Source organism: Paucibacter sp. PLA-PC-4 (assembly GCF_026241155.1).
In the GTDB taxonomy this organism is placed as follows: domain Bacteria; phylum Pseudomonadota; class Gammaproteobacteria; order Burkholderiales; family Burkholderiaceae_C; genus Roseateles_E.
Map to the genome: position 1 here is coordinate 33,940 of NZ_JAPFGP010000013.1, position 15,404 is coordinate 49,343.

14 protein-coding genes are annotated in these 15,404 nt (G+C 66.7%); 12 read left to right on the top strand and 2 right to left on the bottom strand.

Annotated features, from left to right (window positions below):
* Nucleotides 1-244: 244 nt before the first annotated feature.
* The 3 genes from hpf to hprK all read left to right on the top strand — a co-directional run bounded on the left by hpf (nucleotide 245) and on the right by hprK (nucleotide 2,273).
* Entirely contained in the window at nucleotides 245-586 is a 342-nt protein-coding gene (hpf, locus tag OOZ63_RS19240) for a ribosome hibernation-promoting factor, HPF/YfiA family (protein WP_137942681.1), read from the top strand.
* Between the two features lie 241 nt (nucleotides 587-827).
* On the top strand, nucleotides 828-1,298 hold the full coding sequence (locus OOZ63_RS19245) for a PTS sugar transporter subunit IIA (protein ID WP_137942680.1): 471 nt from the start codon (nucleotides 828-830) through the stop codon (nucleotides 1,296-1,298).
* 15 nt (nucleotides 1,299-1,313) lie between these two features.
* The gene (gene hprK, locus OOZ63_RS19250) at nucleotides 1,314-2,273 is read left to right on the top strand and encodes an HPr(Ser) kinase/phosphatase (RefSeq protein ID WP_266007217.1); all 960 of its coding nucleotides are present in this window, start codon (nucleotides 1,314-1,316) and stop codon (nucleotides 2,271-2,273) included.
* A gap of 12 nt (nucleotides 2,274-2,285) precedes the next feature.
* Here hprK and fur read toward each other — a convergent pair whose 3' ends face one another.
* A complete protein-coding gene (gene fur, locus OOZ63_RS19255) occupies nucleotides 2,286-2,714 on the bottom strand; it encodes a ferric iron uptake transcriptional regulator (protein WP_266007218.1) in 429 nt (142 codons plus the stop codon).
* A gap of 94 nt (nucleotides 2,715-2,808) precedes the next feature.
* Between fur and OOZ63_RS19260 the strand changes: the two genes are divergently transcribed.
* The 9 genes from OOZ63_RS19260 to OOZ63_RS19300 all read left to right on the top strand — a co-directional run bounded on the left by OOZ63_RS19260 (nucleotide 2,809) and on the right by OOZ63_RS19300 (nucleotide 12,625).
* On the top strand, nucleotides 2,809-3,372 hold the full coding sequence (locus tag OOZ63_RS19260) for an outer membrane protein assembly factor BamE (protein WP_266007220.1): 564 nt from the start codon (nucleotides 2,809-2,811) through the stop codon (nucleotides 3,370-3,372).
* A complete protein-coding gene (gene dapB / locus OOZ63_RS19265; RefSeq protein WP_266007221.1) occupies nucleotides 3,369-4,175 on the top strand; it encodes a 4-hydroxy-tetrahydrodipicolinate reductase in 807 nt (268 codons plus the stop codon). Before OOZ63_RS19260 ends, dapB begins: the two co-directional genes overlap by 4 nt.
* A 12-nt stretch (nucleotides 4,176-4,187) precedes the next feature.
* Complete coding sequence (locus OOZ63_RS19270) at nucleotides 4,188-4,838, top strand: MotA/TolQ/ExbB proton channel family protein (protein WP_266007222.1); 651 nt, start codon at nucleotides 4,188-4,190, stop codon at nucleotides 4,836-4,838.
* 40 nt (nucleotides 4,839-4,878) lie between these two features.
* Complete coding sequence (locus OOZ63_RS19275; protein WP_323055770.1) at nucleotides 4,879-5,262, top strand: biopolymer transporter ExbD; 384 nt, start codon at nucleotides 4,879-4,881, stop codon at nucleotides 5,260-5,262.
* Nucleotides 5,263-5,319: 57 nt separating this feature from the next.
* The gene (leuS, locus tag OOZ63_RS19280) at nucleotides 5,320-7,953 is read left to right on the top strand and encodes a leucine--tRNA ligase (protein ID WP_266007224.1); all 2,634 of its coding nucleotides are present in this window, start codon (nucleotides 5,320-5,322) and stop codon (nucleotides 7,951-7,953) included.
* Between the two features lie 5 nt (nucleotides 7,954-7,958).
* The gene (gene lptE / locus OOZ63_RS19285) at nucleotides 7,959-8,450 is read left to right on the top strand and encodes an LPS assembly lipoprotein LptE (protein WP_266007225.1); all 492 of its coding nucleotides are present in this window, start codon (nucleotides 7,959-7,961) and stop codon (nucleotides 8,448-8,450) included.
* 1 nt (nucleotide 8,451) lies between these two features.
* The gene (gene holA, locus OOZ63_RS19290) at nucleotides 8,452-9,525 is read left to right on the top strand and encodes a DNA polymerase III subunit delta (protein WP_266007226.1); all 1,074 of its coding nucleotides are present in this window, start codon (nucleotides 8,452-8,454) and stop codon (nucleotides 9,523-9,525) included.
* 146 nt (nucleotides 9,526-9,671) lie between these two features.
* Entirely contained in the window at nucleotides 9,672-10,226 is a 555-nt protein-coding gene (locus OOZ63_RS19295) for a methylamine utilization protein (protein ID WP_266007227.1), read from the top strand.
* On the top strand, nucleotides 10,223-12,625 hold the full coding sequence (locus OOZ63_RS19300) for a putative bifunctional diguanylate cyclase/phosphodiesterase (protein WP_266007228.1): 2,403 nt from the start codon (nucleotides 10,223-10,225) through the stop codon (nucleotides 12,623-12,625). Before OOZ63_RS19295 ends, OOZ63_RS19300 begins: the two co-directional genes overlap by 4 nt.
* Here OOZ63_RS19300 and OOZ63_RS19305 read toward each other — a convergent pair.
* Nucleotides 12,622-15,387, bottom strand: a complete 2,766-nt coding sequence (locus OOZ63_RS19305; protein ID WP_266007229.1) for an ATP-binding protein — start codon at nucleotides 15,385-15,387, stop codon at nucleotides 12,622-12,624. The two genes, OOZ63_RS19300 and OOZ63_RS19305, sit on opposite strands and share 4 nt — an antisense overlap.
* Nucleotides 15,388-15,404: the final 17 nt, after the last annotated feature.

Genomic DNA, 15,404 nt, shown 5'->3' on the forward strand with positions numbered 1-15,404 from the left:
AGCTAACAGCGCATTGAAGCACAGCTTTGGGCCCGCCGGGGCTCGGCACTGCGAAAGCCTCGGGCATTCATGTCAAACGCTTGTCACACAAGCCCTTCGGGCGCAAACTGACTTCGCCCTCTGTAGATTCTCAACCCCACCTCTGCTACCCCTCCCCACCCCCACATCTTCCCAACCCTGATCCCGACATCCCTGTCTATTCCCCGATTCCGTGTTCCCTGTCCACCCTGTGAAAGGAGGCTCTATGAACCTGACTATCAGCGGCCATCATCTTGAAGTTACGCCGGCCCTTCGTGAGTACGTGCTCACCAAGCTAGACCGGGTGACCCGCCATTTCGATCAAGTCGTCGACATCAACGTCTTGCTGATGGTGGAAAAGCAAAAGGAGAAGGAGCGCAGGCAGAAGGCCGAAGTGACCGTCCATGTGAAGGGGCGCGATATTTTCGTTGAGCAGTCTCATGAGGATCTTTATGCCGCGATTGACCAATTGATGGATAAGCTCGATCGTCAGGTATGCCGTCACAAGGACCGCGTGCAGGATCACCACCACGCCTCGGCAAAGCGGCTTGAAATCGGCGCGCCCTGAAGCGCCAAGGGCTCATTGCCCCGACGAAAGCGGCCTGCGGGCCGCTTTTTTGTGGGTGCAGCAAGCCCAATTCGGTATGCGCACAAGGCTGTTGCTGCGCCGCCGCAAAATCGCGCAATACTGCACCCCGCCCCGAACTGCGGGGCCCACAGGACTTGTGCGCCTTCCTATAATCCCCTCCCTAGCTACCGAACAAGCGTCTCGCCCAAGGCCTCTCAGCCGTAATCGGCGCTGTGACACGATGAACCGTCTCGCCGCTATCCTGCCGGCCAGCAATGTGCTGGTGAATGTGGACGCATCCAGTAAAAAGCGCGTTTTTGAACAAGCAGGCCTGCTGTTCGAAAACAACCACGCGATCTCCCGAGCTTCGGTCACGGACAACCTGTTCGCCCGCGAGCGCCTGGGCTCGACCGGCCTGGGTCATGGTGTGGCCATCCCGCATGGCCGCATCAAGGGCCTGAAGAATCCGCTGGCCGCCGTGCTGCGCGTGCAGCAGGCCATCGGCTTCGACGCCCCGGACGATGAGCCGGTCAGCCTCTTGATCTTTTTGCTGGTGCCCGAGGCGGCAACGCAACGGCATCTGGAAATCCTGTCCGAGATCGCCGAGATGCTGTCCGACCGAGAGTTGCGCGAACGTCTGAAGACCGAGACCGAGGCCAGCGCGGTGCACCGCCTGATTTCGGAATGGGAACCGCTGAAGTCCGTGGCCTGACGATTCGCCGACTTAGTGAAAGCCACCTCGATCAGCGCAGACCGGCTCTTTGAAGAGCACCGAGAGGCCTTGCGTTGGGAGTGGATTGCCGGCCACGCCCATCCAGAGCGCCGCTTCGACGAGGCCGCGCTGCGCGACGCGCAGTCCGCCGCCGACCTGGTCGGCTATCTGAACTACATCCATCCTTACCGGGTCCAGATCGTCGGCCGCCGTGAGGTGGCCTATCTGAGCCAGGCCTCCGGCGAGGTGCTGGATCGCCGAATCGCCCGCATCGTGACGCTGGAGCCACCGGTGATCATCGTGGCCGACGACCAGCCGCCACCGGATCGGCTGGTGGCGATGTGCGACCGCGCCGAGATTCCACTGTTCGTAACGACCGAATCGGCCGGCCATGTGATCGATCTGGTGCGCGCCTATCTGGCCCATGTCTGCGCCAACCGCACCACCCGCCACGGCGTCTTCATGGACATCCTCGGCCTAGGCGTACTCTTGACCGGCGAATCAGGCCTGGGCAAGAGCGAGCTGGGGCTGGAGCTGATCTCGCGCGGCCACGGCCTCGTGGCCGACGATGCGGTCGACTTCTTCCGCATCGCACAGACCGCGATCGAGGGCCGCTGCCCCGAGCTGCTGATGAATCTGCTGGAGGTGCGCGGCATCGGACTGCTGGACATCAAGGCCATCTTTGGCGAGACCGCGGTGCGCCGCAAGATGCGGCTCAAGCTGATCGTGCACCTGGTGCGCAAGGAAACGATGGAGCGCGATTTCGAGCGTCTGCCTTACGAACCGCTGTACGAAGAAGTGCTGGGCATGCCGGTGCGCAAGGTGGTGATCGCGGTGGACGCCGGCCGCAATCTGGCTGTGCTGGTCGAGGCGGCGGTGCGCAACACGATTTTGCAGCTGCGCGGCATCGACACCTATCGCGAGTTCGTCGAGCGTCACCAGCGCGCCATCGAGGGCGGGCATAGCGAAGACTGAGCGGTAGCTGCCTCAGCTGCGGTGGTGGGGGCAGTTCTTCTTGATGCAGGACGCGTAAAGCGCCAGCGAGTGCTCCTGCAACTCGTAGCCACGATCCCTGGCGATCGCGTGTTGGCGCTCCTCGATCTGGGGATCGAAGAACTCCTCGACCCGGCCGCAAGTCAGGCAGACCAGATGGTCATGGTGATGGCCTTCATTGAGCTCGAACACCGCCTTGCCGGATTCGAAATGATTGCGCGACAGCAAGCCGGCCTGCTCGAACTGAGTCAGCACCCGGTAGACCGTGGCTAGGCCGATATCGGCGCCTTCGGTCAGCAGGGCCTTGTAGACATCTTCGGCCGTCATATGGCGCTGCGCCGTCTTCTGGAAGATCTCCAGAATCTTGATACGGGGCAGCGTCGCCTTCAGGCCGCTGTTCTTGATCTCGTCGGTGCGGTTCATCGCTTCGGTGTGGGCCAGCCCGCCATGGGCCTGCCGCTAGAATGTGCCAATCATAGCCAGCTCCGGGCGACCAGCGCCCCCAGGCCTTAAAGATATGCAAGCAATCTCTCGTCCCGCCATTCCGCTCGTCCTGCTGAGCCTGCTGGCCGGCTGCGCCCAGCTGCCGTCCCTGCCCTCGCTGGACGTGCTCCCCTCGGTGGCCGGTGACAAGGTGCTGGGTCTGGTGACGCCCTACCGTGTCGAGGTGGTGCAAGGCAATGTGCTGACCAAGGAGCAGGTGGCGCAGGTCAAGCCGGGCATGAGCCGCGCTCAGGTGCGGGATCTGCTGGGCTCGCCGCTGTTGACCGACATCTTTCATGACAACCGCTGGGACTACGCCTTCTCGATCCGCCGCCAGGGCGCGCCGCATCAGGCCCGCCATCTGGTGGCCTGGTTCGACGGCGACCGCCTGAAATCTCTGGACGTGCCCGAGGACCTGCCGGGCGAGAACGAGTTCATCGCCTCAATCAATACTTTCAAGCCCGGGCGGGCCGTACCCAAGCTGGCGCTGACCGAGGACGAGCGCAAGGCGCTGCCGATTCCCCCTAAGCCTGAGGCCACCGCGATCGAGCCGGTCGGCCCGGTGCGCAGCTACCCGCCGCTGGAGCCACGCTCGTGAGCCTGAAGATCGCGATTGCCGGCGCCTCCGGGCGCATGGGCCGCATGCTGATCGAAGCCGTCGTCAACGCCCCCGATTGCCAGCTCAGCGGCGCGCTGGACCGTGCGGACAGCCCGGCCCTTGGCCAGGACGCCAGTGCGTGGCTGGGCCAGGCCAGCGGCACCCGGATCACGGCCGACCTGCGTCAGGGTCTGGAGGGCGCCGATGTGCTGATCGACTTCACCCGACCCGAAGGCACGATGGCCCATCTGGCCCTCTGCCGCGAGCTCGGCATCAAGGCCGTGATCGGCACGACCGGCTTCAGCCCCGCGCAGAAGGCCGAGATCGGCGAGCAAGCCCGCCATATCGGCATCATGATGGCGCCGAATATGAGTGTCGGCGTCAACGTGGTGCTGAAGCTGCTGGACCTGGCTGCGCGCTCGCTCAACGAGGGCTACGACATCGAGATCATCGAGGCCCATCACCGCCACAAGGTCGATGCCCCCAGCGGCACAGCGCTGGCGATGGGCGAGGTGGTGGCGGCCGCACTCGGCCGCGATCTTAAGGACTGTGCCATCTATGGCCGGGAGGGCGTGACTGGCGAGCGAGCCCCCTCCACCATCGGTTTCGCCACCGTGCGCGGCGGCGACATCGTCGGCGACCACACAGTGCTGTTCGCCGGCATCGGCGAACGCATAGAGGTTACGCACAAGTCCAGCAGCCGCGTGACCTATGCCCAGGGCAGCCTGCGTGCGGCGCGCTTCCTGGCAGCGAATGGGCCGGGCCTGTACGGCATGGACGATGTGCTGGGCCTGAAGCACTGATCATCCGAATCCATGGGCGGTTTCGCGCATTTCTGGGAACTGGCCGACGGCGTTTCGCGCGCAGTGGCCCTGCTGCTCTTGATGATGTCGATCAGCGCCTGGATCGTGATTCTCTGGAAGGGCTGGCTGCTGCGGCGCACGCGACGCGACATGGCGCGAGCAGTGCCGGCCTTCTGGGCCGCCACCCGCCTGGACGAAGGCCGGCTCGCGCTGCAGAACTTGGACCGCGAGCAGGTGCTGCTGCCCCTGCTCGAAGCCGCGATGGCCGGTAGCCACGGCGGCACCCTGGAGGCCGCCGGCCGGCGCGAGTCGCAGCTGACACGGCGTCTGCGCGACGCGCTGCACCAGGTGCTGGCCCGGCTGCAATTCGGCCAAGTACTGCTGGCCTCGATAGGTGCCACCGCCCCATTTGTCGGCCTGTTCGGCACGGTCTGGGGCATCTACCACGCACTGCAGAGCATCTCGGCCTCGGGCAATCTCTCGATCGACAAAGTCTCGGGACCGGTCGGCGAGGCGCTGATCATGACGGCCGCCGGTCTGGCGGTCGCGATTCCGGCGGTGCTGGCCTACAACATCTACGGCAAGTTCGTGGCAAGCAGCGAAGCCGAGCTTGAAGGCTTTGCCCACGATCTGCGCGAGCTGCTCGATCAGCCGGTCGACTGAGCGACCCATCATGGCTTTTGGCAGATTGGAACGCCGCGACATGCCCAAACCGATGGGCGAGATCAATATGACGCCGCTGATCGATGTGATGCTGGTGCTGTTGATCATATTCATGATCAGTGCGCCGCTGATGACCTCGTCGCTGCGCCTGGACTTGCCGCAGAGCGAGGTCGCCACGCCAGGCGATGCGCCGGCCGTCCTCAGCATCGCGCTGCAGTCCGATGGCAGCCTCTATCTCGGTGACGAGAAGCTGGCGCCTGCGCAGTTGCAGCATCGCATCGCGGCCCTGGCCAAGGACAGCGCCGGGATGGAAGTGCAACTGCGCGCCGACAAGACCGCGCCCTACGGCTCGGTAGCCGAGCTGATCGGCTGGTGCCAGGCGGCAGGGCTCAACCGCATCGCCTTCGTTACGCAGACCGAGTAGCGAGTGTCCGAGCCGGCGGCCCTCCTACAATCGCCGCTTCCGCGCCCGATTGCCATCATGAACGAAAAGTACACTCCGTCCGAAGTCGAACAGGCCGCCCGCAGCCATTGGCAGGCCCGCGACGCCTATCGCGTCGTCGAAGACGCCAGCCGCCCCAAGTTCTATGCCTGCTCGATGCTGCCCTACCCCAGCGGCAAGCTGCATATGGGCCATGTGCGCAACTACACGATCAACGATATGTTGACCCGTTCGCTGCGCATGAAGGGATACAACGTGCTGATGCCGATGGGCTGGGACGCGTTCGGCCTGCCGGCCGAGAACGCGGCGATGAAGAACAAGGTGCCGCCCGCGAAGTGGACCTACGACAACATTGCCTACATGAAGACCCAAATGCAGGCCATGGGTCTGGCGATCGACTGGTCGCGCGAGATCGCCACCTGCAAGCCCGATTACTACAAGTGGAACCAGTGGCTGTTTCTGAAGATGCTGGAGGCCGGCATCGCCGAGCGCCGCACGCAAGTGGTCAACTGGGACCCGGTCGACCAGACCGTGCTGGCCAATGAGCAGGTAGTCGACGGCAAGGGCTGGCGCAGCGGCGCCGTGGTCGAGAAGCGCGAGATCCCAGGCTACTACCTGAACATCGTCAAGTACGCCGATGAGCTGCTCTCGGCCGTTGCCAATCCCGAGGACAAGAGCTATCTGCATGGGTGGCCCGAGCGCGTGCGCTTGATGCAGGAAAACTGGATCGGCAAGAGCGAGGGCGTGCGCTTCGCCTTCCCGCACCAGATCAGCGGCACCGACGGTGCGCTGATCCAGGAGGGGAGGCTCTATGTGTTCACCACCCGTGCCGACACCATCATGGGGGTAACGTTTTGCGCGGTCGCGCCCGAGCACCCACTGGCCACCCATGCGGCTGCCGGCAATGCCGAACTGGCCGCCTTCATCAATGAATGCAAGAGTGGCGGCACCACCGAGGCCGAACTCGCCACGCAGGAGAAGAAGGGCAAGCCTACTGGTCTGTTCGTCACCCATCCGCTGACCGGCGCCCAAGTCGAGGTCTGGATTGGCAACTATGTGCTGATGAGCTATGGCGACGGCGCCGTGATGGGCGTGCCGGCGCATGACGAGCGCGATTTCGAGTTCGCCAACAAATACGGTCTGGCGATCAAGCAGGTCGTCGGCGTCGAGAGCGAAAGCTACAACGACAAGGTCTGGGCCGAGTGGTATGGCGACAAGCAACGCGGCGTCTGCGTTAACTCGGGCGTGCTCGATGGCCTGGGCCACAAGGCTGCCGTTGGCAAGGTGGCAGAGATGCTCGGCGCCCAGGGCCTGGGCGAGAAGAAAACCACCTGGCGCCTGCGCGATTGGGGCATTAGCCGCCAGCGCTACTGGGGCACACCCATCCCCATCATCCACTGCGAGGACTGCGGCGCCGTGCCGGTGCCGGCCCAGGACCTGCCAGTCGTGCTGCCGGAAGACTGCATTCCGGACGGCAGCGGCAACCCGCTGAACAAGCGCGCCGACTTCCTGAACTGCGCTTGCCCCAAGTGCGGCAAGCCGGCGCAGCGCGAAACGGACACGATGGATACCTTCGTCGATTCGTCCTGGTACTTCATGCGCTATTGCGACGCCAGCAACGATCAGGCCATGGTCGGCGACGGCACGCAGTACTGGATGCCGATGGACCAGTACATCGGCGGCATCGAGCACGCAATTCTGCACCTGCTGTACGCACGCTTCTGGACCAAGGTGATGCGCGATCTGGGCCTGGTCAAGATCGACGAGCCCTTCACCAAGCTGCTGACCCAGGGCATGGTCTTGAAGGGCGCGTTCTCGCACAAGCCGGCCGATGCCGGCAAGAACTACTACTGGGAGCACGAGGTCGACGTGCAGACCAACGAGCATGGCCAGATCGTCGGCGGCACGCTGAAGGCCGACGGCACCAAGCTGGACTACGAGATGACGACTATGTCGAAGTCCAAGAACAACGGCGTCGACCCGCAGCAGCTGATCGACCAGTACGGCGCCGACACGGCCCGGCTGTTCGTGATGTTCGCCTCGCCGCCCGAGCAGACGCTGGAATGGAACGATGCCGGCGTCGAGGGCGCCCACCGCTTCCTGAAGCGGGTCTGGGGCTTCGGCGCGAAGAATGCCCAGGCCATCAAGGCCGGCGGCCGCGACTTCGCGGCGCTGAACGGCGATGGCAAGTCGCTGCGCCGCGAGGTGCATCTGGCGCTCAAACAGGTCTCGTACGACTACGAGCGCATGCAGTACAACACCGTCGTCTCCGGCGCGATGAAGCTGCTGAACGCACTGGAAGGCTTCAAGTCCCAGGGCCAGGACGCCGCCGTTCGCGAGGGCTTCTCGGTGCTTTTGCGCGTGCTCTACCCGGCCTGCCCGCATATCGCGCATGCGCTGTGGGTCGATCTCGGCTTTGCTGCAGAGCTGGGTGATCTGCTTGACACGGCCTGGCCGGTGGTCGACGAGGCCGCCCTGGTGCAGGACGAGGTCGAGCTGATGCTGCAGGTCAACGGCAAGCTGCGCGGCAGCGTCAAGGTGGCCGCAAGTGCCGACAAGGCCGCGATCGAGGCTGCCGCGCTGGCCAACGAGGAGTGCATCAAGTTCAGCGAAGGCAAGCTGCCGAAGAAGGTCATCATCGTGCCCGGCCGCCTCGTCAACGTGGTGGTCTGAAGACCATGCTGCGCCGCACCGCCCTCCTCGGTTTGATGTCCGCTTCGATGGTCGGCTGCGGCTTCGCACCGCGACGCGAGCCCGAGCTGCAGTTCCGCACCCTTGGCCTGAAGGGCTTTGCGCCCGACTCGGCCCTGGCCGCTGAGCTGCGGCGCCAGCTGGGCCGCACCAAAGTCAGCCTGCTGGCCGACTTCAACCGGGCGGAGGTGGTGCTGGAGGCGCAGCGCGATACGCGCGACCGCACGGTCGTCGTCTCGACCAGTGCCGGCCAGGTGCGCGAGTGGCAGCTGCAGCTGCAGCTCGACTATGTGCTGCGCACACCGGCCGGCGAGATCCTACAGCCACTGACCGAGATGCGCCTGAGCCGTGAGATGAACTACACCGAGACCGCCGCGCTGGCCAAGGAGCAGGAAGAGGCCTGGCTGTACCGCTCGATGCAGTCCGATGCGGTGGCCCAGGTGATGCGCCGGCTTGCCGCGATCAGACTCCCATCCTGAGATGCAGATCCGCGCCGACGCCCTCGCCCCGCAGCTCGCCAAGGGCCTGAGGCCCATCTACACCGTGTTCGGCGACGAGCCGCTGCTGGCCCAGGAGGCCTGCGACGCGATCCGCGCCGCCGCGCGCGCCCAGGGCTATGGCGAGCGCAAAGTCTTCACCGTGTCCGGCGCCTATTTCGACTGGGGGCCAGTGCTGGGCGCGGCCCAAGCGCTGAGCCTGTTTGCCGAGCGCCAGTTTATCGAGATCCGCATCCCATCGGGCAAGCCCGGCAAGGACGGCTCTGAGGCCTTACAGCGCTATTGCGAACGCCTGCCCGAGGACGTAGTGACCCTGGTCAGCCTGCCGCGGCTGGACAAGACTCAGATGAACGGCGCCTGGTTCGGTGCTTTGGATGTCGCCGGCATCACGGTGCGGGTCGACCCGGTCGATCGTCGCGCGCTGCCGCAGTGGATCGCACAGCGCCTGGCAGCCCAGGGCCAGCCGGTGCAGGACGGTGAGGATGGTCAGCGCACACTGTCCTTCTTCGCCGACCGTGTCGAAGGCAATCTGCTGGCCGCGCACCAGGAGCTGCAAAAGCTCGCGCTGCTACATCCCAAGGGCGAGCTGAGCTTCGAGCAGATCGAGGCGGCCGTGCTGAACGTGGCCCGCTACGACGTCTTCAAGCTCAGTGAGGCCGTGCTGGCCGGTCAGCTAGGCCGGGTGCTGCGCATGCTGGACGGGCTTCAGGCCGAGGGCGAGGCGGCCGTGTTGGTGCACTGGGCGTTGGCCGAGGATATCCGCGCGCTGCGCCGAGTGCGCGAGGCGGTCGACGCCGGCAAGCCGCTGCCGATGGCGCTGCGCGAGGCCCGGGTATGGGGTCCGAAAGAACGCATGTTCGAGCGCATCGTGCCCGGCATCAAGCCACACAGCCTGAGCCCACTGGTCGAGGCCGCGCAGATTTGCGACGGCATCGTCAAGGGCCTGCGCCACCCTGGCTGGCCGCTGGACCCTTGGGCCGCCTTGCAGCGTCTGGCGCTGATGCTGGTCGAAGTGGCTGCGGCGCCGCGCGCGCCCAAACTTGCCCTGCGCCCCTGATTCAGCCGCCGCTGCGGCGGCATATACACGGTTTTGCGGCCGCAGCGCTGACGCCGGCCAGGCGAAGCGGATAGAGTGTGTCAAGGTGCTTTTTTCTCGCCATGATGCCACCACTCGCACTCCACTCCGCCCTGCTGCTCACCGCCATGATTGCCGGCCCCGCGCTGGCCCTGCCCTGGACCGTCCTGGTCAAGAGCACGGCCGGCGAGCCGCTGGCCGATGCGGTGGTGGCGGTGGAGTTACGCGCCCAGACAAGCCGCGCGGCGCCCGGCGCCAAGGCCGACATGGCCCAGCGTGAGCGCCAGTTCCAGCCCCATGTGCTGGTGGTGCAGACCGGCACTGCGGTGAACTTCCCGAATTTCGACACGGTGCGCCACCATGTCTACTCCTTCTCGCCGGTCAAGACGTTTGACATCAAGCTCTACAGTGGCACGCCAGCCGAGCCGGTGCTGTTCGACAAGCCCGGCATCGCGACCCTGGGCTGCAATATCCACGACAAGATGAGCGCTCACATCGTCGTGGTCGATACGCCGCTTTTCGCCAAGACCGATGCCCAGGGCCTGCTGAAGCTGGACCTGCCGGCCGGTGAACACAATCTGAAAGTCTGGCATCCACGCGTCGGCAGGCCGGTCCTGCTGGGTCAGCGCATCGGCGTGACGGCCGCCGGCGGCCAGAGCCAGGTCATCCTCAACATCGAATGAGCACGCTGCCGGCTTTTCTGAACCTTCGTCGGCTCGAAGGCCGCATCGTCGCGCTCTTCCTGGCCCTGCTGCTGGTGGTGCAGCTGGCCAGCTTCGCGGTGATACGCACCAGCATCGAGCGCAATGCCAATGGCTCGATCGCCGCAGAGCTGAAGACCGGTGAGCGCGTGCTGCGCCGGCTGCTGGCGCAGGAGGCGGCGCGGCGCGGGGATGCGGCCGAGCTACTGGCCATGGACTATGGCTTCAAGGAGGCCATCGGCCTGCCGCTGGCCGAGGAGGGCACGGCCGAGACCATCCGTGACGCGCTCAGCAACCAGGGCGAACGCATCGGCGCCAGCGTGGTCGTCTATGCTGACAACGAGCTGAGGCTGGTGGCTGCCACCCGCAAGGACGCCGGCCGGTTTCTCGGCCTGCTGCAGGCCAGGGTCAACAAGCCCGGGCCGGGCGGTGATATGCAGCTGGCCCTGCTAGACGGCCAGGCCTATCAGGTGGTGGTGGCGCAGGTGCGCACGCCGGCCCCAGTGGGCTGGGTGCTGATGGGCTTCGCGCTCGACGCCACCGCGCTGCAAGACCTCAAAAGCCTGTCCGATCTGCGGGCGGTGGTCGTCATCAGGACTGGCACGGAAGGCGCATGGCGGCCGTTGGTCAGCAATTTCGACACCGAGGCGGCGCTGAGCCTGGCCGGGCAGATCCCGGCGGCCGGCGGCCTGTTCGCAGCCGAGGTCAACGAGGAGCAGTGGCGCGGCCGTTTCGCGCCACTACTCGAGCCGCAGCAGCCCCTGGCCGTCGTACTGCTGCGATCCTTCGATGAAGCAATCGCCCCCTATCGGCAGTTGCAGCTGACCCTGCTGGCGCTGACTTTGATCGGGGTCAGCGTGTTTGCGCTCGGCGCGGTGCTCACGGCGCGGCGCATCAGCGGGCCGATCAAGACCCTCTCCGACTCGGCCGAGCGCCTGGGCCGGGGCGACTACAAAACGCCGGTACGGCGCCATAGCAGCGACGAGGTCGGCGATCTGGCCGATGCCTTCGAGGCGATGCGCCAGGGCATCCGCAGTCGCGAGGAGCAGGTGCACCGGCTGGCCTTCTGGGACCCACTGACCGGCCTGCCCAACCGCGAGCAGTTCAGCCAGCAACTGGCCTTGCGTCTGGCCCGCGACAGCAGTCCTTGCGCCGTGCTGATGTTGGATCTGGACCGCTTCAAGCATGTCAACGATGTGCTGGGCCATGCTTTCGGCGACCGCCTGCTGTGCAGCGTCGCGCAGCGGCTGCAGGCCCTGCAGCGGGATCGCGGCGCCCTGCTGGCGCGCCTGGGCGGCGACGAGTTCGTGCTGCTGCTAGAGGGAGCCGACCAGGCCGCCGCGCAGGCCTCCGCGGCGCGCATCCAGGCCGATTTCGAGGCGCCGCTGCATATCGATGACCAAACCGTCGACCTGGGGGCCGGCATCGGCATCGCTCTGGCACCCGAGCACGGCAGCGAGGTCAGCCAGTTGCTGGCACGCGCCGAGCTGGCCATGTATGCGGCCAAACGGCGCCAGCAAGGCAGCATGGTCTACGAGGCGGCGCTGGATGCCGGCAGCCAGGAATCGCTCTCGCTGCTGGGTGAACTGCGCCGCGCCATCGAGAGCCAGGAGCTGCGCCTGTATCTGCAGCCCAAGGTCGATCTGCGCGACGGCACCATCGTCAGCGCCGAGGCCCTGGTGCGCTGGCAGCATCCGAGCCGCGGCCTGGTGCCGCCGATGCAGTTCATCCCCTTTGCTGAGCAGACCGGCTTCATCCGTGCGCTGACCGCCTGGGTCATCGAGGAGTCGGCCCGCATGACCCAGGAGGCGCGCCGGCGTGGCATGGCGGTGCGTATCAGCGTCAATCTATCGACCCGCGACCTGATGGACCAAGAGCTGCCGGCCAAGATCATGAGCCTGCTGGCGCGCCACGGTGCGGCGCCGGCCGATCTGTGCCTGGAGATCACCGAGAGCGCCATCATGGACGACCCGCAGCGCGCGCTGCACACGCTGGAGCGCCTGTCCGAGCTGGGCTTCAAGCTTTCTATTGACGACTTCGGCACCGGCTACTCATCGCTGGCCTATCTGAAGCGCCTGCCGGTCAACGAGCTGAAGATTGACAGCAGTTTCGTGATGGCGATGGAGCGCGACCTCGATGACGCCAAGATCGTGCGCTCCACCATCGAGCTGGCCCACAACCTGGGCTTGAGTGTGGTGGCCGAGGGCGTCGAGACTGGCAAGGCATGGAAGTTGCTGGCCGAGCTGGGATGCGACGAGGGGCAGGGTTACTTCATCGGACGCCCGGCGCCGGCCCAGCAGTTCATGGACTGGCTGCCGAGCTGGCTGCCGCCCGACCTCAGCCACGAATCACTCGACACGGTGATGGCCGGCCTCACCTAAGGCGCCACCAGCGGCAGCTCGATGATGAAGCGGCTGCCCTGCCCCGGTGCGCTGACCACGCTGAGTCGCCCGCCCAGCAGGCCATGCACGATGTGATGGCAGATGCTCAGCCCAAGGCCGCTTCCGCCCTGGCCGAAGCGTGTCGAGAAAAAGGGCTCGAAGACGCGCAGCAGCACCGCCTCGCTCATGCCCCGACCGTTGTCAGCCACTTCGATGCGGCAGCGGTCGCCGCTCAGCGCCTGGGCCCGCAGCACAATCTCGCCCGGCTGCTCGGGCTGCAGCCCATGCAGCAAGGCATTGCCGACCAGCACCTCCAGCGCCTGGCCCAGCGGCCCGGGGTAGCTGTCGAGCTGCAGATCGGCGTCGAGCTGAAGCGCCAGCCGGTGGCCGGCCCGCGATACCTGCGGCGCCAGCGCATGCAGGGCCTGCTCGCACAGCAGGGAGAACGCGAAGCGGCGACGCTGCTGGGTGTCGCGGTCCTGGGCCACTTGCTTGAAGTTGTCGACCAGCTGAGCTGCCCCCTGCATGCTGCGCTCGATAACCTGCAGGCCCTCGTGCGAGCTGCGGGTGTAGCTCTCGAGCTCGCTGCGCCGCAGCTGGCCTTGCTGCAGGCGCTGCGTCAGGGTCTGGGTGTGCTCCAGCAGGGTCGAGGCGGTCAGCAGGCTGTTGCCTATCGGCGTGTTCAGCTCATGGGCGACGCCGGCCACCAGCGCTCCCAGCGCGGCCAGCTTTTCCTGAGCCATCACCTGGCGCTGCAGCTCGGACAGGCGCAGATAGGCGCGCGCATTGTCCAGCGCGATCGCCGCATAGGCGCTGAGGCTGCGCAGCACCAACTGCTCGCGCTCGCCGTAGGCCTGGCGGCGCGGCGACTGCACGGTGATTACGCCGGTAATGCGCTCGGCCACGCGCAGCGGCACGAACAGCAAGCTCTGCATCTGGCTGGTGCCCTCGATCTGGGCGGGCGCCGCCTCGGCCCCGTCGAGCAGCAGCTCGCGGCCCTCGCGCACGCACAGCGCGCAGAAGGACTGGGGGTCGTCCAGCGGGATCGGCGCGTCGGCAAAGCGCTCGCCGTCCTCGCGGCCATAGGCGCATTGCATCTGCTCGCCGGCCTCGTCGAGCAGATAGACGGCCAGGCTGGGCGCATCGAGCAAGGCATGGACGCGCCGCTCCAGCACCTCGATGACGCGCTCGGTCTGCAGCTCGGCGGTGATCTCCTGGCCGATCTCGCCCAGGTGCTGCAGCACCTGGTGGGCGCTCTGCAGGTCAGCAAAGCGTGCCGCCTCCGACGCGGCCAGGCGACGCAGATGCTCGCTCTCGGCGCGGGCCCGCTCGATCTGGTGGTGCGCATGCATCGCGCGCGAGCGCTGGCCAGCTTCCTCGCCATAGCGGCGCAGCCGGACCTGGCTAGCTCGGTGCGCGCAACCAAAGGCCGCCTCGAAGCGGCCTGCTGCCGCGAAGGCCTGGGAGGCACCGTCCAGCAGCTCGGGCGGCGTCGCATAACCGGCCAGCGCCTCGGCGGCGGCCAGCGCCTGCTCATACAACACCAGGGCCTCGTCGACACGGCCCTGGGCTCGTGCGATGTCGCCGAGCAGCGCGCGCAGCTCCAGAGCTGTGCTGCGCTCATGCTGGGCATCGGCCATCGCCAGCGCCTGCTCGCCGGCTGCGCGCGCAGCATCGGCACGGCCCAGCCCCAGCAGCGCCCGTGCGCGGCCCTGCTGCGCGTCAAGCTGTAGGTCCAGGGAGCCGGCCGTTGCTGCGCCCCGCGCCAGTTGTTCAAACGCGCCCAAGCCGGCGACAAAGTCGCCGCTGTCCATCTCGGTCTGGGCCAGGAAGCGACACGCCAGCGCGGCGGTGCGAGCCTGCGGTTGACTGGCGCTGAGCTGCAAGCATTCGCGCAGCAGCTCGCGGGCGTTATCGAGCTGGCCCAGGCGACGCAGGGCCTCCCCCGTATGGGCCAGACATAGCCCGATCATGCCGGGCCAGCGGGCGCCGCGCGCCAGATCCAGCGCCCGCTTGAGCCACTCCATCGCACTCTCGAAATCGCTCATCCGGGTGTAGGTAAAGCCCAGATTGGTGGCCAGCGCGATGGCCCGGCGCAGCTGACCGCAGCGCATCGCCAGCCCGAAGGCGCCGGAGAAGGCCTCGATGGCGGGCAGGTAGTCGGCTTGCATGGCCGCCAGCAGGCCGCGGAAGTCGGCTAGCGCCGCGCCGCAGGCCGGCTCAGGGGAGGATGCAGGCAGACGCTGGCCCCAGTCGCGCTCGGCAGCCGCCGCGTCGCGCATCACCTCGGCGCGCGCCAGGCTGGCCTCCATCATCAGCAGACGCAGCGCGTCGCCACTGGCGCGGGCGTGGACGATTGCCTGCTGCAGACTGGCCCGCAGCGCTGGAGCGTCGCCCCGGTCGGCCGCCAGGTAGTAGGCCAGCCAGTGGGCATCGGCACAGCCGCGCGCGTCGGCGCATGCCTTGAAGCGGCGCAGTGCCTCGCTCAGCAGGGCTTCGGACTCGTCGAGCCGGCCCTCCAGCAGCAGGCATTCGGCCTCCACCAGCAGGCGCCGCGCCTGCGCCGGGGCATCCTCGGGCCAGGCTTCGCCCAGGCCCCGTGCCAGGGTCAGCGCCCGCGTGCTATCGCGCTGGCGCAGCGACCAGGCCAGCCACAGCCGCAGCTCGACATCGTCGGGCGTGGCCTGCAACAGCGCTTCACAGCGCTGCACCTGCTCATCGAGCGCAAACATCGCGATCGTGTCCAGCCGGTGCTCAACCATGCGCCTAGGCTACCCCA